Source organism: Halomonas nitroreducens (assembly GCF_003966155.1).
Classification (GTDB): Bacteria; Pseudomonadota; Gammaproteobacteria; order Pseudomonadales; family Halomonadaceae; genus Halomonas; species Halomonas nitroreducens.
On record NZ_RXNS01000004.1, the window covers coordinates 13,411 to 38,077 of the forward strand.

Sequence of the window (24,667 nt, forward strand, 5' to 3'; positions counted from 1 at the left end):
GGCATAGCAGCGCTATGGCGAGGAGTGGCAACGCCGCCTGGCGGCCCGAGGGGCCGCCGGAGTGCTACCGTCAACCGCTGAAACAGGGCACTTGGGAGACACCTCGATGAGCACCAGCCTTGCCAGCCTGCTGGCCCTCGGTGTCGGCTACCTGCTGCTGCTGTTCCTCTGTGCCGTGGCCGTGGAACGCGGCTGGCTGCCGACGCGCCTGGTCCGCCACCCGGCGGTCTATACCCTGGCGCTGGGCGTCTATGCCAGCGCCTGGGCGGTCTACGGCAGCATCGAGCAGGCCAGCCGCAGCGGCTTCGGCTACCTGGCCTACTACCTGGGCGTGGCGGGAGCCTTCCTGCTCGCCCCGGTACTGCTGGTGCCCATCCAGCGCATGACCCGGACCTACCAGCTGGCCTCGCTGGCCGACCTCTTCGCCTTCCGCTTCCGCTCGCGCTGGGTCGGGACCCTGATCACCCTGGTGAGCCTGCTGGCGGTGCTGCCCCTGCTGGCGCTGCAGGTGCAGACCATGGGCAACGCCATCCACCTGCTGTCCGGGGCCGGCTCCCCGGAGTGGCTGGCGCTGGCCTTCTGCTGCCTGATCGCCCTGTTCGCGATCCTCTTCGGCGCCCGGCACAGCCACCTGAACGCCCGCCACGACAGCCTGCTGGCAGCCATCGCCTTCGAGTCGGTGGTCAAGCTCGGCGCCATGCTGGCCCTCGGCGCCTTCGCCCTCTACGGCATCTTCGACGGGCCCGCCGACCTCCAGGCCTGGCTCGACGGCCCGGGCCACCCTGCCCAGGCGGAGACCGCCCACCTGGACCCCGCCCAGTGGCGCACCCTGCTGCTGCTGTTCTTCGCCGCGGCCTTCCTGATGCCGCACATGTTTCATATCACCTTCGCCGAGACCCTCAACCGGCGCACCCTGCTCCAGGCCGGCTGGGCCCTGCCGCTGTTCCTGCTGCTGATGGCGCTGCCGGTGCCACTGATCCTGTGGGGGGCCCAGCGGCTGGGTGTCGACATCGGCAACACCAGTGCCGCCTACCTGGCCTTCACGCTCTCCTCATCCTGGTGGGTAGGGGCGCTGGCCTTCATCGCCGGCCTGGCCGCAGCCAGCGGCACCATGATCATCATCTCCCTGGCGCTGTCGGGGATGATCCTCAACCACCTGGTACTGGTGGCGCACCCGCCCATCGCCCAGCCGGACCTCTACCGCTGGCTGCGCTGGCTGCGCCGGGGACTGATCGCCGCGGTGATCTTCGGCGGCTGGGTGTTCTACCGCACCGTGGGCGTGCACCACGACCTCTCGACCCTGGGCCTGGCCTCCTTCATCGGCATGGCCCAGTGCCTGCCCGGCATGCTGGCGCTGCTCTACTGGCCCGGGGCCAACCGCAAGGGGATGGTCTCCGGCCTCGTGATGGGCGTGCTGGTATGGCTTGCCGGGCTCTGGGTGCCGCTGCTCAGCCAGCTCCCGCCCCTGGTGATCCTGCCCCCGGGGCTCGAGGTGCTGGCCGGCGATCCCGACTGGTACGTCGTGACCCTGGTCTCGCTGGCCGCGAACATCCTGACCTTCATCCTCGTCTCCCTGGCCACCCGCACCTCGGCCGGCGAGCGCGCCGCCGCCGAGGCCTGCTCGGTGGACGCGGTGATCCGCCCCATGCGCCTGCCGCTGGTGGCCGCCAACGGCGAGGAGATCAAGCACCACCTGGCCCGCGCCCTGGGCGAGGAGGTCGCCAACCGCGAGGTGGACCGCGCCCTGGCGGCGCTCAAGCTGTCGCCCCTGGACGGCCGGCCCTATGCCCTGCGCCGCCTGCGCGACCGCATCCAGGCCAATCTCTCCGGCCTGATGGGGCCCTCGGTAGCCCAGGACATCGTCGACCGCTTCCTGCCCTATCGGCAGGACGGCCCCGATGCCACCGAGGACATCCACTTCGTCGAGAGCCGCCTGGAAGCCTATCGCTCGCGGCTCACCGGCCTGGCAAGGGAGCTCGACGGCCTGCGCCGCTATCACCGGCGCACCCTGACCCGCCTGCCGGTGGGGCTATGCGCCTTCGGCGAGGATGGCGAGCTGCTGATGTGGAACGATGCCCTGGCCGAACTCTCCGGCATCGAGGGCGAATCGGTCATCGGCGCCCACCGCGACTACCTGCCGCCGCCCTGGAACGCCCTGCTCGGCCAGATCCTGGCCGAGCCCGCGAACCACCTCTACAAGCAGCCGGTGACCCTGGCCAAGGGCCTGCGCTACCTGAGCCTGCAAAAGGCCGAGCTGCACGAGGACCAGCACGAGCCCGGCGGCAACGTCATCCTGGTCGAGGATCACAGCGAGATGAAGTGGCTGGAGGACGAGCTGGTCCATGCCGCCCGCCTGGCCTCGATCGGCCAGCTGGCCGCCGGCGTGGCCCACGAGATCGGCAACCCCATCACCGGCATCTCCTCGCTGGCCCAGAACCTGCGCTATGACACCGACGACCCCGCGCTGCTGGAGACTGCCGACCAGATCCAGCAGCTCACCGACCGGGTCTCGCGAATCGTCGGGTCGCTGGTGGGCTTCGCCCATGGCGGTCGCCATGTGGCCGGCACGACCTTCGCCCCGGTGTCGATGGCCGCCGTGACCGACGAGGCCCTGCACTTGATCCACCTCGCCCGCTCGGGGGAGGATGTCCACTACGAGAACCGTTGCCCGCCGTCCCATGAGGTGCTCGGCGACAGCCAACGCCTGCAGCAGGTGATGATCAACCTGATCGGCAACGCCCGGGACGCCAGCGATCCGGGCGGCTGGGTGATCATCGATGCCGCGCCCCGGGGGGGCTGGCTGCTGGTCAGCGTCACCGACGAGGGCCATGGCATCGACGAACGGGTGCGCGACCACCTGTTCGAGCCCTTCACCACCACCAAGCCAGCCGGTGAGGGCACGGGCCTCGGCCTGCCGCTGGTCTACAGCATCGTCGCCGAGCATGGCGGCCAGATCGAGATCGAGTCTCCTCCCGCCGAGCAGGCAACCGGCACCCGCATCCTGCTGTGGCTGCCGCTCAACCAAGAGGATGGTGAAACCCCCGATGAGCCGGATTCTGATCGTTGAAGACGAAGCCATCATTCGCAGCGCCCTGCGGCGGCTGCTGGAGCGCCATGACCACACGGTCAGCGAGGCGGGCTCCGTGCCCGAGGCGCTGGACCTCGACCCGCAGCGCTTCGACCTGGTGATCAGCGACCTGCGCCTGCCGGGCGAGCCCGGCACCGAACTGATCGCCCGGGCCGCGCCGGTGCCGGTGCTGATCATGACCAGCTACGCCAGCATGCGCTCGGCGGTGGAGGCCCTGAAACTCGGGGCCGTGGACTACGTGGCCAAGCCCTTCGACCATGACGAGCTACTCGAGACCGTCGCCCGGGTGCTGCACCAGCAGGCCACCCACCGCGCCGAGCCGCCCGACATCACCGAGCCCGGCGGCCAGCGCCAGACCATGATCGGCAACTGTCCGGCCATGCAGGCGGTCTACACTCGCATCCGCAAGACCGCCCCGGCCGACGTCACCGTACTGATCCAGGGCGAGTCCGGCACCGGCAAGGAACTCGTCGCCCGGGCCATCCATCAACAGAGCAAGCGTGCCGCGGCCTCGCTGGTCTGCGTCAACTGCGCCGCGATTCCCGAAACACTGATCGAGTCCGAGCTGTTCGGCCACGAGAAGGGCGCCTTCACCGGGGCCAGCGCCGCGCGCACCGGCCTGGTGGAGGCCGCCGACGGCGGCACCCTCTTCCTCGACGAGATCGGCGAGCTGCCCCTGGATGCTCAGGCCCGCCTGCTGCGTGTCCTGCAGGAGGGCGAGATCCGCAAGATCGGCTCGGTGGAGACCCGCCACGTGGACGTGCGCCTGATCGCCGCCACCCACCGCGACCTGCGCGCCCTGTCGAAGACCGGCGAATTCCGCCTCGACCTCTATTACCGCCTCAACGTGATGCAGATCGACCTGCCACCGCTGCGCGACCGCGAGGACGACATCCTGGAGATCGCCGATGTACTGCTCGACAAGGCCTGCCAGCGACATGACCGGGAAGGACTGCGCCTGTCCCGCGCCGCCCGGCGGGTCATCCGCGACTTCCCCTGGCCGGGCAATGTCCGTGAGCTGGAGAATGCCCTCGAGCGCGGGGTCATCCTTGCCGAGGGTCACCTGATCCACCCCGACGACCTGGGGCTCTCCCCGGGGCCGCGGCCAACCCCGGCGCCCCGCCCTCCCGAGCCGGCGGGCCAGACCCCCGGGCCGTCGACATCCAGCGGCGACTCCGACGGCGAGGAGGAGCCTGGACTCGACGAGGAGGATCTCTCCCTGGAGGACTACTTCCAGCACTTCGTGCTCGAGCACCAGGACCAGATGAGCGAGACCGAGCTGGCCCAGAAGCTGGGCATCAGTCGCAAATGCCTCTGGGAACGCCGCCAGCGCCTGGGGATACCCCGCAAGAAGGGGCCGAGGCGCAGCGCCAGCTGACAGCCCACGCGACGTGATGCCGGCGTCAACCCGACCAAAGTGCTAGCACCCGCGGCTCCTGCCGCGGGTGCGCTTTTTGAGGTCTCGGCGGCCTCGCCTGCACCATCTGTTACCTTCCCACACACCCCCTGCCCCATGATGGCGCCGACGGGGTAACACATCGCCCGACTGCTCGTCGCACTCATCGGCCAGCAAAACCTAAGCCACTGTTTTTATGATTTTTTCCATATCATGGCACAGCCTCTGCAATATCTAGGGCAAGAAAAACAATTTCCGGATGTCACCCTCGACTCCCAACAACAACAAGGTCGACGCGAGGTGACTGGGGCCCGAACCAGCAACAACAACAAGACGCCGGGCCCGCGACTTTTGAGCGCGATGTCGACAACAAGAACAACGGCGACACAGAGCGCGAGTCCTTCGAGGTCAACAACAACAACACGCTCGAAGCCCGGAACCAGGACGCGACGCACCACCAACGGCCACGAACAACAACAAGGGCCGGCGAGGTGCACCCCCGTCAACAAGAACAAGACGTCGGGGGAAGGTATGACACCATGCCGTCGTGGTTGGATTATTGTTTTGAATACGAGGCGGTCGCCGTCAGGAACGTCAACAACGACAACAACATTGCTTGCCTGAGAACTCCTTGGTGACTGTGGTGCGTATTCAAGGCGATGCGCCATCACGAAGAAGAACCAGCAGCAGGGATGCTGCACCTTGCTTGACGGGGGAGGCCAATGGCCTCCCCTTTTGCTTGTGCGGCCCCGATGCCAGAGGCGCTCATCCTTTGCAAGGTGTCGGCCGTCCGCTACACTCAACGCTTTTCGTACCCCCGCGAGTCGATAACGCCGCATGATCAAAGGTTTTACCCGCTTTCTGCAGAGCCCGGGCGAGCACATCAGGTCGCTGTTCGGCCCTCAGGATGCGTCGGCCGGCAACCCCGTGCTTCGCATCATCCCCCGCCAGGAGCATCCGGTATCGCGCCAGCACTTCAGCGATGCCGCGCTCAAGGTGCTCTACCGGCTGCACAACGCCGGGCACGAGGCCTTCCTGGTCGGTGGCTGCATCCGCGACTCGCTGCTGGGCCGCATGCCCAAGGACTTCGACGTGGCCACCGACGCCACGCCGGAAGAGGTCCGGGAGCTGTTTCGTAACTCGCGCATCATCGGCCGCCGCTTCCGCATCGTCCACGTCCGTTTCGGTCGCGAGGTGATCGAGGTCACCACCTTCCGCGGCAAACCCGGCGACGACCATGGCGACCATATCGCCCAGCAGTCCAACGACGGCATGCTGCTTCGCGACAATGTCTGGGGCAACATCGAGGAGGACGCCCTGCGCCGCGACTTCACGATCAATGCCCTCTACTACAATATCGCCGACTTCTCGATCCACGACTTCGCCGATGGCGTGCGCGATATCGAGACCCGCACCCTGCGGCTGATCGGCGACCCGGCGACACGCTATCGCGAGGACCCGGTGCGCATGCTGCGCGCCGTGCGCTTCGCCGCCAAGCTCGACTTCCACCTGGACCCCGCCAGCGAGGCACCGGTCCACGAGCTCGCCCCCCTGCTGCTCCAGGTACCGCCGGCCCGGCTGTTCGACGAGGTGCTCAAGCTGTTCATGAGCGGCCACGGTGTCGAAACCTTCCGGCTGCTGCGCGACTATGGCCTGTTCGCCATGCTGTTCCCCGAGGCCGACGAGGCCATGGCTCAGCTGGAGTGGGCCGAGCCGCTGGTGGAGCGAGCCCTGGCCAGCACCGACCGGCGCATTCACGAGGAACGCCCGGTGACCCCGGCCTTCCTCTTCGCGGCCCTGCTGTGGGGGCCGGTACAGTTGCGCCAGCGGGAACTCGAAGACGACGGCATGCCGCCGATCCCGGCCCTGCAGGCGGCCTCCCAGAAGGTCATCTCGCGCCAGCTCCAGCACGTCGCCATCCCCAAGCGCTTCAGCCTGCCGATGCGCGACATCTGGGACCTGCAGCAGCGCCTGCCGCTGCGCCGCGGCAAGCGGGTCTTCCAGACCCGCGAGCACCCGCGCTTCCGCGCCGCCTACGATTTCCTGCTGGTCCGCGAGGCTGCCGGCGAGCTGGCGCCCGGGCTCGGCGACTGGTGGACCGCCTTCCAGGACGCCGACGAGCACGAGCAACGCCGCCTGCTGAGCAAGGTGGGCGCCGACCCGGCCGGCACCAACGCGCCCCGCAAGCGTCGCCGCCGCCGCCGCAAGCCGCGCAAGCCTCCGACCGACGAATGAGCCCTGTGCATATCGCCTGGATCGGCCTGGGCAGCAATCTCGACGGCCCCCACGACCATGTCGAGCGCGCCCTGGACGAGCTCGACGCCTTGCCGCTGACCCGCCGTCGGCGGGCCTCGCGACGCTATGCCAGCCGTCCGGTCGGTCCCGCCGACCAGCCGGACTTCGTCAATGCGGTGGCCGAGCTGGAGACGCGCCTATCACCACTGGCCCTGCTCGACCAGCTGCAGGCCCTGGAGCAGCATCACGGCCGGGTCCGCGCCCGTCGCTGGGGTCCCCGGACCCTGGACCTCGACCTGCTGCTGTTCGATGACCGGCAGCTGTCGACGCCGCGGCTGACCCTGCCCCACCCGGAAATGGTGCGGCGCGCCTTCGTGCTGGTGCCCCTGGCCGAGCTGGCCCCGGAACTGCGCCTGCCGGATGGTCGCTGGATCGAGGCGTTGGCCGCGTCCCTGGACCGACGTGACCTGCAGCAGGTGTTACCCTCGCCCTGAGGACAGGGGGATGGGTGTTACCTATCGACACTCTCACCCGGTTCGGGTAACAATTGCGGGTTACACATGGGGCCCGGTGCCCCACCGACGACACGAGAGCACGCCATGAAAACCGTCACCCTGAGCACGCTGCAGGCCTTCAAGCGCGCCGGTGAGACCTTCAGCTGCCTGACCGCCTATGACGCCACCTTCGCCCACGCCGCCCGTGAGGCCGGGGTCGAGGTGCTGCTGGTCGGAGATTCCCTGGGCATGGTCCTGCAGGGGCACGCCAGCACCCTGCCGGTGACCCTGGACGACGTCTGCTACCACACCCGTTGCGTGACGCGTGGCAAGGGGGCGAGCCTGTTGATGGTCGACCTGCCGTTCATGAGCAACACGAGCACCGAGCGCCTGCTGCAGGACGCCGGGGCCCTGATGCGCGCCGGGGCCGAGCTGGTCAAGGTGGAGGGCGAGGCCTGGATGGCCGATGGCATCCGTGAGCTGACCCGCCGCGGCGTCCCGGTCTGCGCCCATCTGGGACTGACCCCGCAGACCGTCTATCAGCTGGGCGGCTACAAGGTCCAGGGCCGCGATGCCGACCAGGCCAGCCGCATCCTCGAGGATGCCCGTGCCCTGGTCGAGGCCGGCGCCTCGGTGATCCTGCTCGAGTGCGTGCCGGCGAGCCTGGGGCGCGCCGTGGCCGAGGCCCTCGAGGTGCCGGTGATCGGCATCGGCGCCGGACCGGACGTCGATGGCCAGATACTGGTGATGCATGACGTGCTCGGCGTGACCGCCGGGCGCAGCCCGCGGTTCGTGAAGAACTTCATGGCGGAGGCCGATGACATCCAGGGCGCCTTCCGGCGCTACCACGAGGACGTCAAGGCGCGGCGCTTCCCCGCCGAGGAGCACTGTTTCTGATGCACACCCTGCACGAGATCCCGGCGCTGCGCGAGCGTCTGGCGGCCCACCGCCGCGCAGGCCGCACCATCGGCCTGGTGCCGACCATGGGCAACCTCCACGATGGCCACCTGGCACTGGTCGACGAGGCGCGGCGCCGGGCCGACGTGGTGGTGGCGACCATCTTCGTCAATCCCATGCAGTTCGGTCCCGGGGAGGACCTGGACGCCTATCCGCGCACCCTCGCCGAGGACCAGGCTCGGCTCGAGGCGGCCGGCTGCGAGCTGCTGTTCGCCCCCGACGAAGCCACGCTCTATCCACGAGGCCTCGCTGCCCAGACCCGGGTCAGCGTGCCGGAGGTCTCGGAGGGACTGTGCGGCGGGGCGCGCCCCGGCCACTTCGACGGCGTGGCCACCATCGTGACCATGCTGTTCAACCTGGTGCAGCCCGACGTGGCCTGCTTCGGCGAGAAGGACTACCAGCAGCTGGCGGTGATCCGACGCCTGGTGAGCGACCTGCACCTGCCGGTAGAGGTGGTCGGCGTGCCCATCGTGCGCGCCGCGGACGGGCTGGCCCTGTCGTCGCGCAACGGCTACCTGAGCGAGGCCCAGCGCGCCGTGGCGCCCCGCCTGCAGCAGACCCTGGTCGAGCTGCGCCAGGCACTGCAGGCCGGCGAGGCGCCGGCCCCGACCCTCGCGGCCGGCCTCTCGCGCCTGCGCGAGGCCGGCTTCGCCCCCGACTACCTGGAACTTCGCGCCGCCGACCTGGGCCCGGTCGTCGAGACGACGCGCGAGGCCGTACTGCTGGTTGCGGCGCGCCTGGGCCCGACCCGATTGATCGACAACCTGTCGCTGACCCTCCCCCGCTGAGGGCCCGGCCACCGCCAAGCAAGAGAGGAGTTGCTCCCATGCTGACCATCATGCTCAAGGCCAAGCTGCACATGGCCCGCGTCACCCACGCCGTACTGAACTACGAGGGCTCCTGCGCCATCGACGGCGAGTTGCTGGACCTGTCCGGCATCCGCGAGAACGAGCAGATCCAGATCTACAACGTCGAGAACGGCCAGCGCTTCACCACCTACGCCATCCGCGCAGAGGAAGGCTCCAAGGTGATCTCGGTGAACGGCGCCGCCGCCCACCTGGCCAGCGAAGGCCAGCGGGTGATCATCTGCAGCTACGCCCAGTACAGCGAGGCCGAGCTCGACAGCCACGAGCCGGCGCTGGTCTACCTGCAGGAAGGCAACGCCATCAGCCACACCAGCAACGCCATCCCGGTGCAGCTGGCCTGAGCCTCGCCGGGGCGCTGCCCCGGCCCCTCCCTCCTCGCCTATACTGAAGTTCCGCGCTTTTCACTCCACCGGGGATTGCCGCAGTGCACAAGCGTCCCCTATGCTGAACGGACGCCCGTCCGTTGAACTTCAGGAGTAACCCCCATGCAAGAAGTGGTGATCGTTGCCGCGCGCCGTACCGCCGTCGGCACCTTCGGCGGCTCCCTGGCCAGCGTCCCCGCCAGCGACCTCGGCGCCCATGTCATCAAGGACATCCTCTCTGGTACCGGCGTGGCACCCGACCAGGTGGATGAGGTCCTTCTCGGTCAGGTACTCACCGCAGGCACCGGCCAGAACCCGGCGCGCCAGGCCTCCATCAAGGCCGGCCTGCCCGATGCCGTGCCCGCCATGACCATCAACAAGGTCTGCGGCTCCGGCCTCAAGGCCCTGCACCTGGCCACCCAGGCGATCCTCTGCGGCGATGCCGAGCTGATCCTGGCCGGTGGGCAGGAGAACATGTCGCTGTCGCCGCACGTGCTGCCCAACTCGCGCACCGGCCAGCGCATGGGGGACTGGAAGGCCATCGACTCCATGGTCCACGATGGCCTGTGGGACGCCTTCAACGGCTACCACATGGGCATCACCGCGGAGAACCTGGCCGAGAAATACGGCATCACCCGCGAGGCGATGGACGAGTTCGCCGCCGCCTCCCAGCAGAAGGCCGCGGCCGCCATCAAGGAAGGCAAGTTCAAGGGCCAGATCGTCCCGGTGGAGATCCCCCAGCGCAAGGGTGACCCGCTGGTCTGCGACACCGACGAGGGGCCCCGCGACGTGACCGCCGAGAAGCTCGCCGGCATGCGCCCGGCCTTCAAGAAGGACGGCACCGTCACCGCCGGCAACGCCTCCTCCATCAACGACGGCGCCGCCGTGGTCATGCTGTGCTCCGCCGAGAAGGCCAAGGCCCTGGGGCTCGAGCCGCTGGCCCGCATCAAGGCCTACTCCAACGCCGGCGTCGACCCCTCGATCATGGGCATCGGTCCGGCCCCGGCGACTCGCCGCTGCCTGGAGAAGGCCGGCTGGAGCCTCGACGACCTCGACCTGGTCGAGGCCAACGAGGCCTTCGCCGCCCAGGCCCTGTCGGTCAACAAGGAGCTCGGCTGGGACACCTCGAAGGTCAACGTCAACGGCGGCGCCATCGCCATCGGCCACCCCATCGGCGCCTCCGGCTGCCGCATCCTGGTGACCCTGGTCCACGAGATGATCGCCCGGGATGCCAAGAAGGGTCTGGCGACCCTGTGCATCGGCGGCGGCCAGGGCGTGGCGCTGGCCATCGAGCGCTAGGCCGACCTGACGAGGCGGGGCGCCCCCCGGCCCGCCCCACGTCATGTCCTCACGGAAGGCCCCCGCATCGCGGGGGCCTTGTCGTGTTCAGGACCGTCCCACCACCCGTGACGGCGTACCGGCCACGATCCCCGCGGCGAGGGCGAACAGGCCGCCGGCGGCCCACAGCACGCCCGACAGGTCGATGCTGTCCACCACCCGGCCGCCGGCCATGGCGCCGACCCCGATGGCCAGGTTGAAGACGAAGGCCATCAACGCGGTGGCGGCCTCGGCATTGGGCGCACTCTTGAGGATCCAGGTCTGCAGGCTGACCGAGATGCTGCCGAACACCGCCCCCCAGAGCATCAGCAGGGCGATCGCCGTGGGGGCCTGGCGACCCAGCCAGGGGAAGGCCAGGGTCGCAACGGCGAGCAGCAGCGGGATGACCAGCACGGTGAGATAGGGATACCGCCCGGCGGCGCTGCCGGCGAGGAAGTTGCCCGCCAGCCCCGCCCCCCCGTAGAGCAACAGCAGGCCGCTGACGCTGGCCAGGGGAATTCCGGCGATGTCCTGCAGGATCGGACTGATGAAGGTATAGGCGGCGAAATGACCGACCACGATCAGGGCGGTGACGGTCACGCCGACCCGCACGCCGCGACTGGCGAACTGGCCCGCCAGGCTGGCCAGGCGCACCGGCTGTCGGGCCGGCAGGCGCGGCAGCAGCGCCCACAGGGCCAGGGTCACCGCCAGGCTCAGGCCGGCCAGGGCGGCGAAGGCGATGCGCCAGTCGGTCTGCTCGCCGAGCCAGGTGCCCGCCGGCACGCCCAGCACCGAGGCACCGGCCACGCCGCTGAAGATCACCGCCATGGCCCGCGGCACCTGCTCCAGCGCCACCAGCCGCGAGGCCAGCCCCCCGGCGATGGCCCAGAAGCCGCCGATGCACACCCCCACCAGCACCCGGGTGGCCAGCAGCACGGCGAAGCTGCCGGCCACGGCGCCCGCCAGGCAGGCCAGGGTCATCAGCGCCATCAGCCCGGTCAGCATCAGGCGGCGATCCAAGCGCCCCACCGCCACCGGCAGCAGCGGGGCAGCGAAGGCCGCCACCACCCCCGGTACGGTGATCAGCAGCCCGGCGATGCCAGGCGTGACCGATAGCGCGCCAGCCACCTGGGAGAGCAGGCCGATAGGCAACTGCTCGGCGGTGACCAGCAGGAAGATGCCGACCATCACCGCCACCACGCCCAGCCAGTCGCGGCGTGCGGTGATGGCCTTGGCGACGGGTGTCGGCTCGCTGGGTAGCGTCTCTGTCATATCCCTTCCCTGCCCCGTGACGGGCCCGTCCCGGGCCCCAGACAAGAACGCCCCCGTGGCGTGAGCCACGGGGGCGTTCGGCTCATGAGCGTACGATCAGAGGGCGGTCTCGGCCTCCTCGGCCTCGAACGCCGCCTTTTCCTCGTCGGTCATCTCCTTGATGGTGAGCTTGACGCGATTGCGGTTGTCGATGTCGAGCACCTTGACCACGATCTCGTCGCCCTCGTTGAGGTAGTCGCGTACGTCGTTGACCCGCTCGGGCACGATCTGCGAGATGTGCACCAGGCCGTCGGTGCCCGGCATGATGTTGACGAAGGCGCCAAAGTCGGCAATGCGCACCACCTTGCCGCGGTACAGCTTGCCGATCTCCGGTTCGGCGGTGATCGCCAGCACGGTATCGATGGCCGCCTTGGCCGCGGACTTGTCCTCGGCGTAGATGCGCACGGTGCCGTCGTCGTCCAGGTCGATGGAGGCGCCGGTGTCCTCGCAGATCTTGCGGATGGTGGCACCGCCCTTGCCGATGACGTCGCGGATCTTCTCCGGGTCGATCTTGATGGTGGCCATGGAGGGCGCGTTCTCGGAGACCTCGGCACGGCTCTGGTCGATCACCGCGTTCATCTGCTCGAGGATGTGCAGGCGGGCCTCGTGAGCCTGCTGCAGCGCCTGCTCCATGATCTCCTCGTTGATGCCCTCGATCTTGATGTCCATCTGCAGGGCGGTGACCCCCTCGGAGGAACCGGCGACCTTGAAGTCCATGTCACCGAGATGATCCTCGTCGCCAAGGATGTCGGTGAGCACGGCGAAGCCGTCCTCGTCCTTGACCAGGCCCATGGCGATGCCCGCCACCGGCGCCTTCATCGGCACGCCGGCATCCATCAGCGCCAGCGAGGAGCCGCACACGGAGGCCATGGAGCTGGAGCCGTTGGACTCGGTGATCTCGGAGACCACGCGGATGGTGTAGGGGAAGTCGTCCTCGGCGGGCAGCATGGCCTGGACACCGCGGCGTGCCAGGCGGCCGTGGCCGATCTCGCGACGCTTGGGGCCGCCCATGAAGCCGGCCTCGCCCACGCTGTAGGGCGGGAAGTTGTAGTGCAGCAGGAAGCGGTCCTTGCGCTCGCCTTCCAGCGACTCGATCAGCTGGGCGTCGCGCAGGGTGCCCAGGGTGGCGATGACGATCGCCTGGGTTTCGCCGCGGGTGAAGATCGCCGAGCCGTGGGTCTTGGGCAGGGTGCCGACCTCGATCGACAGCGGCCGCACGGTCTTGAGGTCGCGGCCGTCGATGCGCGGCTCGCCCTTGACCACCCGGGAGCGCACGACGCGCTTCTCGAGCCCGGCGAAGGCACCCTTGACGTCGTCGGCGTCGAACTGGCCCTCTTCCTCACCGGCCAACGACTCGACCGCCTCGGCCTTGAGGGCGGACAGGGCATCCTGGCGGGCCATCTTGTCGGTGATGCGGTAGGCCTCGCCGACCTTGGCCTCGAAGCCGCGCGCCACGGCGTCCTTGAGGGCGGTGTTCTCGGCAGGCGCCTGCCAGTCCCACTTGGGCTTGCCGGCCTCGGTGGCCAGCTCGTTGATGGCGGCGATGGCCACCTGCATCTCCTGGTGGCCGTAGAGCACGGCGCCGAGCATCTCGTCCTCGAGCAGCTCGCTCGCCTCGGACTCGACCATCAGCACGGCCTTCTCGGTGCCGGCCACCACCATGTTCAGCTCGGAGCCGGTGAGCTCCTCGACGGTGGGGTTGAGGAAGTAGCCCTTGTCCTCGGTAAAGCCGACCCGCGCCGCGCCGATGGGGCCATTGAACGGCACGCCGGAGACCGCCAGGGCCGCGGAGGTACCGATCATGGCGGCGATGTCCGGATCATGGTTGCGGTCAGTGGACAGCACCGAGCAGATCACCTGGACCTCGTTCATGAAGCCCTTGGGGAACAGCGGGCGGATCGGGCGATCGATCAGTCGCGAGGTGAGGGTCTCCTTCTCGGTGGGACGCCCCTCGCGCTTGAAGAAGCCGCCGGGAATCTTGCCGACCGCGTAGGTCTTCTCCTGGTAGTGGACGGACAGCGGGAAGAAGGGCTGGGCCGGGTTGGCCTCCTTCTTCGCCACCACGGTGCACAGCACCACGGTGTCGTCCATGGTGACCATCACGGCACCGGTGGCCTGGCGGGCGATGCGCCCGGTTTCCAGGGTGACGGTGCTGCGACCGTACTCAAACGTTTTCTTGACCGGGTTCACGGCGACTTCCTTCAACTTTTCGATTCATGTTCGGGTCGTTTCGACTCGGCGACCATTTTAGGGGTTGACGCCCGCGAGGGCCACCGGTTAAGCGCCTTGCCGGCCACAAACGCAAAACGGGCAGCCCCGAGGGGCTGCCCGTTTCACGGCGTCCTGGCGGGCGTCGCTTAGCGACGCAGGCCCAGGCGCTGGATCAGTGACTGATAGCGCTCGAAGTCCTTGCGCTTCAGGTAGTCCAGCAGCTTGCGACGCTGGTTGACCATGCGGATCAGGCCACGACGGGAGTGGTGATCCTGCTTGTTGGTCTTGAAGTGATCCTGCAGGCCGTCGATGTTCGCGGTCAGCAGGGCCACCTGCACTTCGGGGGAACCGGTGTCGTTATCGCCACGGCCGTATTCCTTGACGATTTCGGACTTCTGTTCAGCGGTCAGTGCCATCTGTCTCTCCAGTAAGCAATATGCCTGAATGATGAATGTCGGAGACCACGCATATTTGCAGTCTCCACGCCTGCCCGATGGGCGGGTTTTATGCCGAGCCCGCCGAGACGGCGGTGCTCAGTAGGCGACGGGGCGCGATTTCCCCCACCGCCCGGACCACGCCGAGTCCCAGGAAGGCCTCGTCGTGGTAGAGTCGCGCCAGGCCGTCGACGGGCAGCTCGCCCGTGTCGAGCCTGGCGGTCTGGCCATGCCGCAGGCGGCTCGCCGCCTGGGCATCCAGCGCCAGTCGCGGCAATCCCGCCACCAGCACATCCACCGGCAGCAGCACGGCCTCGCGGGCCGCCTGGTCCGGCAGGGCCTCGAGCGCATCAAACGTGACCATGCCCGCGGCCTCGAAAGGGCCGGTCTTGAGCCGCCGCAGAGCGCTGATGTGGGCGCCACAGCCCAGTGCCAGGCCGATGTCCTCGGCCAGGGTGCGGATGTAGGTGCCCTTGCTGACGTGCACCTCCATCTCGAAGGCAGTGCCCTCGAACGCCAGGAGGCGCGCATCATACACCGTCACGCGGCGCGCTGCACGCGTAACCGTCTTGCCCTCGCGGGCCAGCTCATAGAGCTTGCGCCCCTGGTGCTTGAGCGCCGAGTGCATCGGCGGCACCTGGTCGAGCTCGCCCCGGAAACGCGCGAGCACGCCCTCGAGGTCCGCCACGGACAGCGCCGGCACCTCGCGGCGCTCGAGCACCTCGCCCTCGGCGTCACCGCTGTCGGTGAGCACGCCCAGCTCGACCCGGGTGCGATAGACCTTGTCCGCCTCCAGCAGGTAGGCGGAGAACTTGGTCGCCTCGCCGAAGAGCACCGGCAGCAGGCCGGTGGCCATGGGGTCGAGGGTACCGGTGTGGCCGGCCTTCTGCGCCTGGAACAGGCGCCTGGCCCGCTGCAGTGCGTGGTTGCTGGACGCGCCCTGGGGCTTGTCCAGCAACAGCACGCCGTCCACCGGCAATCCGCGACGCCGACGCGCCATCAGTCCCGCTCTCCCTCGCCGCGCTCGCCTGCATCGCCCTCGTCGTCATCGCCGTGACGGTCGCGATCGCTCGCCACCGCCTCGTCGATCAGCGAGGACAGGCGCTGGCCGCGAACCACGCTCTCGTCGAAGTGGAAGCGCAGCTCCGGAACATGGCGCAGCTTGATGCGCCGCGCGATCTGGCTGCGCAGGAAGCCGGCGGCACGCTTGAGCACCGTCAGGTTCTCCTTGATGCGCTCGGCGTCCTGCTCGCCCAGCAGGGTCACGTGGACGTCGGCATAGCCGAGGTCACGGCTGACCGTGACCCCGCTGACGGTGACCATGCCCAGCCGCGGATCCTTGATCTCGCGCTGGATGAGCACCGCCAGCTCCTTCTGGAGCTGGTCGGCCACCCGGTCGGTACGCTTGAACTCGCGCATGATCGGCTCCTCGAGCGGTTAGAGCGTCCGCTCGACCTTGACCTGGTCGAAGACCTCGATCTTGTCGCCGACCTGGACGTCGTTGTAGTTCTTCACGCCAATGCCGCACTCCATGCCGTTGCGCACTTCCTGGACGTCGTCCTTGTAGCGGCGCAGCGACTCGAGTTCGCCCTCGTAGATGACCACGTTCTCGCGGAGCACGCGGATCTTCTTGTGGCGATGGACAGTGCCCTCGACCACCATGCAGCCGGCGACGGCGCCGATCTTGGGTGCGCGGAAGACGTCGCGGACCTCGGCCACGCCGACGATCTCTTCCTTCCACTCCGGCTCGAGCATGCCGCTCATGGCCTGCTTGACCTCGTCGATCAGCTGGTAGATGACGCTGTAGTAGCGCAGCTCCAGGCCTTCACGCTCGATGATCTCGCGGGCCGCGGCGTCGGCACGCACGTTGAAGCCGATCACGATGGCCTCGGAGGCCAGCGCCAGGTTGGCGTCGGTACCGGTGATGCCGCCCACCCCGGAAGACACCACGGAGACCTGCACCTCGTCGGTGGAGAGCTCTTCCAGCGCGCCCTTGATGGCCTCCAGGGAGCCCTGGACGTCGGCCTTGAGCACGATGTTGAGCTTGGCCGCCTCTTCCTGGCCCATCTGGCTGAACATGTTCTCCAGCTTGGCCTTCTGCTGGCGGGCCAGACGCACCTCGCGGTACTTGCCCTGACGGAAGTTGGCGACCTCGCGGGCCTTCTTGTCGTCGGCCACGACCATGAAGTCATCACCGGCCTCGGGCGTCCCATCCAGGCCCTGGACCTCCACCGGCATGGACGGGCCGGCCTCGTCGACCTGCTTGCCCAGCTCGTTGGTCAGGGCGCGGACGCGGCCGTAATGCAGGCCGGCGAGCACGATATCGCCCTTCTTCAGGGTGCCGTTCTGGACCAGCACGGTGGCCACCGGGCCACGGCCCTTGTCGAGGCGCGACTCGACCACCACGCCCTTGCCGGGCGCCTCGGGGACGGCCTTGAGCTCGAGCACCTCGGAGACCAGTTGGATAGCCTCCAGCAGCGTCTCGATGCCTTCGCCGGACTTGGCGGAGACATGCACGAACTGGGTGTCGCCGCCCCACTCCTCGGAGATCACGCCGTGCTGCGAGAGCTCGTTCTTGACGCGATCCGGGTCGGCGCCCGACTTGTCGATCTTGTTGACCGCGACCACCATCGGCACGCCGGCGGCCTTGGAGTGCTCCACGGCCTCGATGGTCTGGGGCATGACGCCGTCGTCGGCGGCGACCACCAGGACCACCACGTCGGTGGCCTTGGCCCCGCGGGCCCGCATGGCGGTGAACGCCGCGTGGCCGGGGGTGTCCAGGAAGGTCACGCCGCCATGGTCGTCCTCGACGTGGTAGGCGCCGATGTGCTGGGTGATGCCACCGGCCTCGCCGGTGGCCACCTTGGCCCGGCGGATGTAGTCGAGCAGCGAGGTCTTGCCGTGGTCGACGTGGCCCATGACGGTCACGACCGGCGAACGGGTGATCTCGTCGCCCTCGTAGGAGATGGCCTCGAGGACCTCGGTCTCCAGGGCATCGTCCTTGACCAGCTTGGGCTTGTGGCCCATCTCCTCGACCACGATGGCCGCGGTGTCCTGGTCGATGGTCTGGTTGATGGTCACCGCCGCGCCCATGGTGAACATCGCCTTGATGACCTCGTTGGCCTTGATCGACATCTTGTCGGCCAGGTCGGCGACGCTGATGGACTCGGGGATCGAGACCTCGCGGACGATCGGCTGGGTCGGCTTCTGGAAGCCGTGCTTGCCGCCACCCTGGCTGCCCCCGCGGCGGCCGCCGCGGCGCTCGGCGCGCTTGGCCTTCTTGCCGCCGCGGCGCCGTTCCTCGCGGTCGCCACGGTCGTCGTCACGATCGTCGCGGCCCTTCTTGCCGGCCTTGCCGCTGGCCTTCTTGACCGCGGCGCGGCGCGGCTCGGCACGGCCTTCCTTGGGCGGCGCGGGCGCCTCCTCGGGGCTCGGCGCGGCGGTCTCGAGCTCCGGCACCGGGATCTCGGGCTCGGTCGGCACGGCCTGGGCCTTCTCGGCCTCGACCTTCTCGGCCGCCTGGCGAGCGGACTCCTCGGCGGCGCGACGCTTGGCCTCCTCGGCGGCCTCGGCCTCGCGCTTGGCCTCGGCCTCGGCCATGTCACCGACCAGCTGGCGCGGGCCATGATCCTGAGCCTTGGGCTCCTCGGCGGGCTTCTCTTCCTCACGCTTGACGTAGGTACGCTTCTTGCGCACCTGCACCTCGATGCTCTTGCCGCGATCGCCGGACTTGATGCGACTGCGCGTCTTGCGGGTCAGGGTGATGCGATTCTTCGCCCCGGCACCGGCGCTGCCGCCATGGCTCTTGGTGAGATAGTCGAGCAGCTGCCGCTTGTCCTCCTCGGACACGGCGTCATTCTCGGCCTTCTGGCCGAGCCCGGCTTCTTTCATCTGTTCCAGCAGGCGGGGAACGTCGCGCCCCACCTTCACTGCAAAATCCTTAACGGTCATTTCTGACATTACGACCCTCCTCAGCCCGTGACCCGTTTTACTGTTCGCTCTCGAACCATGGCGCACGGGCAGTCATGATCAGTGCCGCGGCGCGCTCCTCGTCCAGCCCCTCGATGTCCGTCAGGTCATCGACGGACTGCTCGGCGAGGTCCTCCATGGTGACGATGCCTCGACTGGCCAGAATGAAGGCCAGGTGACGCTCCATACCGTCCATCTCCAGCAGGTCGTCGGCCGGCTGGGCACCATCGAGTTCCTCCTCGGAGGCGATGGCCAGGTTCAACAACTCGTCCTTGGCGCGAGCGCGCAGCTCTTCGATGAGATCCTCGTCGAACTCCTCGACTTCCAGCATTTCCTCCACCGGGACATAGGCGACCTCCTCCAGGGAGGTGAAGCCTTCCTCGACCAGCAGACGTGCCACGTCCTCGTCGATGTCCAGGTGCTGGATGAAGTGTTCGACCAGGCTGTCGATTTCCTGATCGCGCTTGGCCTCGGCTTCATCCTCGGTCATGACGTTGAGACGCCAGCCGGTGAGTTCGGAGGCCAGGCGCACGTTCTGGCCGCTACGGCCGATGGCCTGGGCCAGGTTGTCCTCGGCGACGGCCACGTCCATGGCGTGGGCGTCCTCGTCGACGAGGATAGAGGCGACATCCGCCGGCGCCATGGCGTTGATCACCAGCTGGGCGGGGTTGTCGTCCCACAGCACGATGTCCACGCGCTCGTTCTGCAGCTCCGAGGACACCGCCTGGACCCGCGAGCCGCGCATACCCACGCAGGCACCCACCGGGTCGATGCGACGGTCATTGGTCTTGACCGCGATCTTGGCCCGGGAACCGGGATCACGGGCCGCCCCCTTGATCTCGATGAGCTGCTCGGCGATCTCCGGCACCTCGATCTTGAACAGCTCGATGATCAGTTCCGGACAGGTCCGGGAGAGGATCAGCTGGGCACCGCGTGCCTCGGGGTCGACCTTGGTCAGCAGGGCACGGACGCGCTCGTTCATGCGGTAGCGCTCACCGGGAATCATCTCGCTGCGCGGCAGGAACGCCTCGGCGTTCTCGCCCAGGTCGATGATCAGGCCGTCGCGGGTGGTCTTCTTGACGATGCCGGCGACCAGCTCACCCTCGCGGTCAGCGTAGAGACGCACCACCTCGGCGCGCTCGGCCTCGCGCACCTTCTGCACGATGACCTGCTTGGCGGTCTGGGCGGCGATGCGGCCAAAGGAGGCGTTCTCGATCTGCTCCTCGACCACGTCACCCAGCCCCAGGGGCGGATCACGGCGCTCGGCGAAGGAGAGCTTGATCTGGGCATCGGGGCCGTCGAAGTCGTCATCCTCCACGACCTCCCAGCGCCGGAAAGTCTCGTAGTCGCCGGTTTGCCGGTCGATATGCACCCGCACGCTGGCTTCCTCGTCCTCGAAGCGCTTGCGTGACGCACTGGCCAGCGCCGCCTCGACGGCCTCGAAGATCACCTCGCGGGGGACCCCCTTCTCGTTGGAGATCGCGTCGACGACCGCCAGAATCTCTTTACTCATGCCTTAGCCTCACCAGAAAACCCGTCCGTTTGCACCGACCTCACTGACCGAACTGCGGAACGACCCGCGCCTGGTCGATGCTCTCGATGGGAAAGCAATATTCCTCGCCGTCGAGCTGCAGCAGCACCTCGTCGCCCTCGATGCCGGCCAGCAGGCCCTGAAACTTGCGCCGCCCGTCGAAGGGCACCCGCAGCTTCACGGCCACCACATGACCGGCATAGCGTTCGAACTGCTCGAGAGTGAACAGCGGCCGGTCCATGCCCGGGGACGACACTTCGAGCCGGTACTCGCCGGCGATGGGGTCCTCGACATCGAACACGGCGCTGACCTGGCGACTGACATCGGCGCAATCATCCACGCTCACCCCGTCCTCGTGATCGATGTAGATCACCAGCCGGGAATGTTTACCCTGGGACAGGTAGTCGATGCCCCACAGCTCGAAGCCCATGGCCGAGACCACCGGTTCGATCAGCGCATGTAGCGCAGCATCCTTGATTGCCACGGAAGAAAGCTCCTACAGCCGTTGCATCAGGCACCTGGCCGGGAGTGAACAGGAAAGTCAGGTGGCTGATTGGCGTTGCCCGGATCAGCATCGCCGGCATCGACCGGCGGGCTGGCCGCTAACAAAAAGCCCCTTCACAGGAAGGGGCTTTTACAAGAAACCTGTATACCACTTCGGCTCTCTGACATGCCCCGAAAACAACCTGCATGCCTGCCTCGAAGATGGTAGCGGGGACCGGATTTGAACCGATGACCTTCGGGTTATGAGCCCGACGAGCTACCAGACTGCTCCACCCCGCATCAATCTAGGTCGGTGATTGTATGCCTGCCTGACTCTTGCGTCAAGTGACAAAGCACCGCTCCGCCAATCCTGCTGTTGAAGGCTCGACCCGTGGCGAAAACCACCGCGCCGACTTCAAATGGTGCCGAAGGCGGGACTTGAACCCGCACGACCGTAAGGTCACTACCCCCTCAAGATAGCGTGTCTACCAATTCCACCACTTCGGCATCAGGGGAGGCCGGATCCGCGACTCAGTTGCCGCTTTCCTCCAGCACTGGCGCTGCATTATCCATACCGTTGCCCTCGTCGTCAAGGGTCGGCACGGCATTCTGCTGCTCGATCAGCTCGGCATCGGGAATGCCCGCTTCCTCCGGCGCCTGGCCGGCCTGGGAGGCGAAGTAGGCCAGGGTCAGGGAGGTGGCGAAGAAGGCCGCGGCCAACACGCCGGTGGCGCGCGACAGAAAGCTGCCGCTGCCCCGCGAACCGAACACGGTCTGGGAGGCGCCGCCACCGAAGGAGGCACCGGCATCGGCGCCCTTGCCCTGCTGCAGCAGGATCAGGACGACCAGGGCGATGGCGATCGCCACGTGGATCATGAGAATGGCAACTTGCATGGGTTCAACCTGCTGACTGACAAATGGCTAGGAAATCGTCGACCTGAAGGGACGCGCCGCCCACCAGGCCGCCGTCGATGTCCGGCTGGGCGAGCAGCTCGGCGGCGTTGGCGGCCTTCATGCTGCCACCGTAGAGAAGCTGCATGCCCTCGGCGAGGCCGGCGTCGTAGGCCGCCAGGCGCGTGCGGATGGCGGCGTGTACCGCCTGAGCCTGTTGCGGGGTCGCGGTGCGTCCGGTACCGATGGCCCACACCGGCTCGTAGGCAATCACCAGGCGGGTCCGCTCGTCGGCCGCCAGCGCATCACACACCGCCTCGAGCTGGCCGAGCACCACGGCCTCGGTACGCCCGGCATCGCGCTCCTCGAGGGTCTCGCCGAGGCACAGCACCGGCCGTAGCCCCACGACCAGGGCGGCCCGCACCCGGGCCAGCACCGCGGCGTCATCTTCGCCGAACAGGGTGCGCCGCTCGGAATGGCCGACCAGCACCAGGCCGGCGCCGAGCTCGCGGAGCATCTCGCCGCTGACCTCGCCGGTGAAGGCCCCGGAGGGCTGATCGCTCAGCGTCTGGGCGCCGAGAGCCAGCCGAGAGCCAGCGAAGGCCCGGCCCGCGGCCTGCAAGAAGGGGAAAGGCACCATCAGCGCCATCTCCACACCTTCCGGCAGGTCGGCATCGGCGAAGGCCTGGCCGAAATCCTCGACCAGGGTCAGGGAGCCGTTCATCTTCCAGTTACCGGCGATCAGCGGCGTGGGCATGGAGGTTCCTCTTTCAAGGTGGAGCGGAATGGTATAGGAGCGGCCCTGTCAAGACAACCAGGGCCCGAACCCTCAGGACAGCAGCCCCTGGACGTCGTCGGCCAGGCGGCGCGCCAGGCCGCCCACGTCCAGGTGCGGCCGGCCCTCGACCATCACCCGGATCAGCGGCTCGGTGCCGGAGGGCCTCAGCAGCACCCGGCCCTGGTCGCCCAGCTCGGCTTCCACCGCTGCCACGGCGGACTTCAGCGCCGGGGCCTCCATCAGCGACTTGGCGTCGGCCCCCGGCGTCAGACGCACATTGACCAGCATCTGCGGCGCCTTCTCCAGGCCGTCCAGCAGCTCGCCCAGCGGCCGGCCCTCGCGCACCATGATCGACAGCACCTGCAGCGCGGAGACGATGCCGTCGCCGGTGGTCTGCACATGGCCACAGACGATATGCCCGGAGGACTCGCCGCCCAGCTGCCAGCCATTGGTCGCCAGGCGCTCCATGACGTAGCGGTCGCCGACCTTGGCCCGCTCGAAGGGGATCGACATGGCCTCCAGCGCGGCGGCCAGGCCGAAGTTGCTCATCAGGGTGCCGACCACCCCGCCGCCCAGGTCGCCCCGGCCATGGCGGTCCCGGGCGATCAGGTAGAGGATGTCATCGCCATCGATCTCGCGGCCGTCGGCGTCGACCATCAGCACCCGGTCGCCGTCGCCGTCGAAGGCCACCCCCAGGTCGGCCCCCTGCTGGATGACCGCGGCGCGCAGCGCCGCGGGGTGGGTGGAGCCCACCTGGTGGTTGATGTTGAGGCCATCCGGTGCGGCACCGATCACGCTGACCTGGGCACCCAGCTCGCGGAACACGCTGGGCGCGATGTGATAGGTGGCACCGTGGGCGCAGTCGATGACCATCTTCAGGCCGTGCAGGCTGACCCGCTCGGGCAGGGTCGACTTGCAGAATTCGATATAGCGGCCGGCGGCGTCGTCCACCCGCCTGGCCTTGCCCAGGGCATCCGGTGCCACGGTGGTCAGCGGCTCGTCGAGCATCGCTTCGATGTCGGCCTCGACGGCATCGGCCAGCTTGACCCCCTCGGCGGAGAAGAACTTGATGCCGTTGTCGGCGAAGGGGTTGTGGGAGGCCGAGATGACGATGCCGGCATCGGCCCGGAAGGTCCGGGTCAGGTAGGCGATCGCCGGGGTGGGCATGGGGCCGAGCAGGATGACGTCGACGCCGGCGGCGGACAGCCCGGCCTCCAGGGCCGACTCGAACATGTAGCCGGAGATCCGCGTGTCCTTGCCGATCAGCACCCGGGCCTGCCCCGACTCGCGGGACAGCACTCGGCCGGTGGCCCAGCCCAGCTTGAGCATGAAGTCGGGAGTGATGGGCGCCTCGCCCACCGTGCCGCGAACCCCGTCGGTACCGAAATAGCGTCTAGTCATTCTCGCACCCTTCCTTGAGGACGGCCCAGGTCATGTTCACCGCATCCACGTGGGGGGCCACGTCGTGGACGCGCAGGATTCGTGCGCCCCGCTCCACCGCCAGAGCGGAGAGCGCCAGGCCACCGGGGAGGCGCTCCTCCACCGGCCGGTCCAGCACCTTGCCGATCATGCTCTTGCGGGACATGCCCACCAGCAGCGGCAGGCCGAGGCGCTCCAGATGGTCCATATGATGGAGCAGGCGCAGGTTGTGCTCCACGGTCTTGGCGAAGCCGAAGCCCGGATCGAGGAGCAGGCGCTCGCGACGCAGTCCCGAGGCCTCGCAGTCGGCGATGCGCTGCGCCAGGAAGTCGGCCACTGCCTCCTCCACGGGGCGATCATAATGAGGCGCGTCCTGCATGTCGCCCGGCTCGCCGACCATGTGCATCAGGCACACCGGCAGGCCGCTGGTAGCAGCCGCCATCATGGCGCCCTCGCGGCGCAGGTTGCGCACGTCGTTGATCATCCCCGCCCCCTTCAGCGAGGCTTCGCGCATCACCTCGGGCGTGCTGGTATCCACCGAGACGAGGGCATCCAGCTCGCGCACCAGCGCCTCGACCACCGGCACCACCCGGTCCAGCTCCTGGTCGGGCGAGACCGGCGCGGCGCCGGGCCGGGTGGACTCGCCGCCCACGTCGATGATCGCCGCGCCCTCGGCCAGCATCTGCTCGGCGCGCCACAGGGCATCGTCGAGGGCCACATGGCGGCCGCCATCGGAGAAGGAGTCGGGAGTGACGTTGAGGATCCCCATCACGCGGGGAAAGGAGAGATCGAGCCGGTGCCGGCCGCAGGGCAGCTGTGTCGCGGGTCTGGTGTGCATCATCGTCCTGAAGGGCGTCGTTGAGGGGCAAGGGCCGAACGGCCCTCTCCACGGCGAAGGCGCCCCGCAGGGCGCCCGATGGTCACG

20 protein-coding genes and 2 tRNA genes are annotated in these 24,667 nt (G+C 68.4%); 8 read left to right on the forward strand and 14 right to left on the reverse strand.

Annotated elements, in window-relative coordinates; translation table 11 throughout:
- The first annotated feature begins 106 nt into the window (after positions 1-106).
- The 8 genes from EKG36_RS05115 to EKG36_RS05150 all read left to right on the forward strand — a co-directional run bounded on the left by EKG36_RS05115 (position 107) and on the right by EKG36_RS05150 (position 10,697).
- A complete protein-coding gene (locus tag EKG36_RS05115) occupies positions 107-3,067 on the forward strand; it encodes an ATP-binding protein (RefSeq protein WP_126481711.1) in 2,961 nt (986 codons plus the stop codon).
- Complete coding sequence (locus EKG36_RS05120; protein WP_126481713.1) at positions 3,045-4,466, forward strand: sigma-54-dependent transcriptional regulator; 1,422 nt, start codon at positions 3,045-3,047, stop codon at positions 4,464-4,466. The genes EKG36_RS05115 and EKG36_RS05120 overlap by 23 nt, the downstream gene beginning before the upstream one ends.
- A gap of 855 nt (positions 4,467-5,321) precedes the next feature.
- Positions 5,322-6,719 carry a polynucleotide adenylyltransferase PcnB gene (gene pcnB / locus EKG36_RS05125; protein ID WP_126481715.1) on the forward strand — a complete coding sequence of 466 codons (1,398 nt, stop codon included), beginning with the start codon at positions 5,322-5,324 and terminating at the stop codon, positions 6,717-6,719.
- Positions 6,716-7,213, forward strand: a complete 498-nt coding sequence (gene folK / locus EKG36_RS05130; protein ID WP_126481717.1) for a 2-amino-4-hydroxy-6-hydroxymethyldihydropteridine diphosphokinase — start codon at positions 6,716-6,718, stop codon at positions 7,211-7,213. Before pcnB ends, folK begins: the two co-directional genes overlap by 4 nt.
- A gap of 105 nt (positions 7,214-7,318) precedes the next feature.
- Entirely contained in the window at positions 7,319-8,110 is a 792-nt protein-coding gene (panB, locus tag EKG36_RS05135) for a 3-methyl-2-oxobutanoate hydroxymethyltransferase (protein WP_126481719.1), read from the forward strand.
- Positions 8,110-8,958, forward strand: a complete 849-nt coding sequence (panC, locus tag EKG36_RS05140; RefSeq protein WP_126481720.1) for a pantoate--beta-alanine ligase — start codon at positions 8,110-8,112, stop codon at positions 8,956-8,958. The genes panB and panC overlap by 1 nt, the downstream gene beginning before the upstream one ends.
- Before the next feature lie 38 nt (positions 8,959-8,996).
- A complete protein-coding gene (panD, locus tag EKG36_RS05145) occupies positions 8,997-9,377 on the forward strand; it encodes an aspartate 1-decarboxylase (RefSeq protein WP_126481722.1) in 381 nt (126 codons plus the stop codon).
- A gap of 144 nt (positions 9,378-9,521) precedes the next feature.
- Positions 9,522-10,697: an acetyl-CoA C-acetyltransferase gene (locus EKG36_RS05150; protein WP_126481724.1), complete on the forward strand. Its 1,176-nt coding sequence runs from the start codon at positions 9,522-9,524 to the stop codon at positions 10,695-10,697.
- A gap of 87 nt (positions 10,698-10,784) precedes the next feature.
- On the opposite strand, the gene EKG36_RS05155 is transcribed toward EKG36_RS05150, so the two are convergent.
- The 14 genes from EKG36_RS05155 to folP form a co-directional block, all read right to left on the reverse strand.
- Entirely contained in the window at positions 10,785-11,903 is a 1,119-nt protein-coding gene (locus EKG36_RS05155) for an MFS transporter (RefSeq protein WP_425459578.1), read from the reverse strand.
- 180 nt (positions 11,904-12,083) lie between these two features.
- The gene (gene pnp, locus EKG36_RS05160) at positions 12,084-14,216 is read right to left on the reverse strand and encodes a polyribonucleotide nucleotidyltransferase (protein WP_185827487.1); all 2,133 of its coding nucleotides are present in this window, start codon (positions 14,214-14,216) and stop codon (positions 12,084-12,086) included.
- A 167-nt stretch (positions 14,217-14,383) separates the two neighbouring features.
- Positions 14,384-14,653: a 30S ribosomal protein S15 gene (gene rpsO, locus EKG36_RS05165; protein ID WP_126481730.1), complete on the reverse strand. Its 270-nt coding sequence runs from the start codon at positions 14,651-14,653 to the stop codon at positions 14,384-14,386.
- An 88-nt stretch (positions 14,654-14,741) separates the two neighbouring features.
- Positions 14,742-15,671: a tRNA pseudouridine(55) synthase TruB gene (truB, locus tag EKG36_RS05170; protein WP_126481732.1), complete on the reverse strand. Its 930-nt coding sequence runs from the start codon at positions 15,669-15,671 to the stop codon at positions 14,742-14,744.
- A complete protein-coding gene (rbfA, locus tag EKG36_RS05175) occupies positions 15,671-16,090 on the reverse strand; it encodes a 30S ribosome-binding factor RbfA (protein ID WP_126481734.1) in 420 nt (139 codons plus the stop codon). Before rbfA ends, truB begins: the two co-directional genes overlap by 1 nt.
- A gap of 18 nt (positions 16,091-16,108) precedes the next feature.
- Positions 16,109-18,631 (reverse strand): translation initiation factor IF-2, encoded by a 2,523-nt coding sequence (gene infB / locus EKG36_RS05180; protein ID WP_126481736.1) that lies wholly within the window; start codon positions 18,629-18,631, stop codon positions 16,109-16,111.
- Positions 18,632-18,659: 28 nt separating this feature from the next.
- On the reverse strand, positions 18,660-20,153 hold the full coding sequence (gene nusA, locus EKG36_RS05185; protein WP_126481738.1) for a transcription termination factor NusA: 1,494 nt from the start codon (positions 20,151-20,153) through the stop codon (positions 18,660-18,662).
- Between the two features lie 40 nt (positions 20,154-20,193).
- Complete coding sequence (rimP, locus tag EKG36_RS05190) at positions 20,194-20,655, reverse strand: ribosome maturation factor RimP (protein WP_126481740.1); 462 nt, start codon at positions 20,653-20,655, stop codon at positions 20,194-20,196.
- Between the two features lie 222 nt (positions 20,656-20,877).
- Positions 20,878-20,954: transfer RNA gene (locus tag EKG36_RS05195), tRNA-Met, on the reverse strand.
- A 120-nt stretch (positions 20,955-21,074) separates the two neighbouring features.
- Positions 21,075-21,161: transfer RNA gene (locus EKG36_RS05200), tRNA-Leu, on the reverse strand.
- 24 nt (positions 21,162-21,185) lie between these two features.
- Entirely contained in the window at positions 21,186-21,548 is a 363-nt protein-coding gene (secG, locus tag EKG36_RS05205; protein ID WP_126481742.1) for a preprotein translocase subunit SecG, read from the reverse strand.
- Between the two features lie 4 nt (positions 21,549-21,552).
- Complete coding sequence (tpiA, locus tag EKG36_RS05210) at positions 21,553-22,302, reverse strand: triose-phosphate isomerase (RefSeq protein ID WP_126481744.1); 750 nt, start codon at positions 22,300-22,302, stop codon at positions 21,553-21,555.
- Positions 22,303-22,374: 72 nt separating this feature from the next.
- Positions 22,375-23,724 carry a phosphoglucosamine mutase gene (gene glmM, locus EKG36_RS05215; RefSeq protein WP_126481746.1) on the reverse strand — a complete coding sequence of 450 codons (1,350 nt, stop codon included), beginning with the start codon at positions 23,722-23,724 and terminating at the stop codon, positions 22,375-22,377.
- Positions 23,717-24,583 carry a dihydropteroate synthase gene (gene folP, locus EKG36_RS05220; RefSeq protein WP_126481748.1) on the reverse strand — a complete coding sequence of 289 codons (867 nt, stop codon included), beginning with the start codon at positions 24,581-24,583 and terminating at the stop codon, positions 23,717-23,719. The genes glmM and folP overlap by 8 nt, the downstream gene beginning before the upstream one ends.
- Between the last annotated feature and the right edge of the window lie 84 nt (positions 24,584-24,667).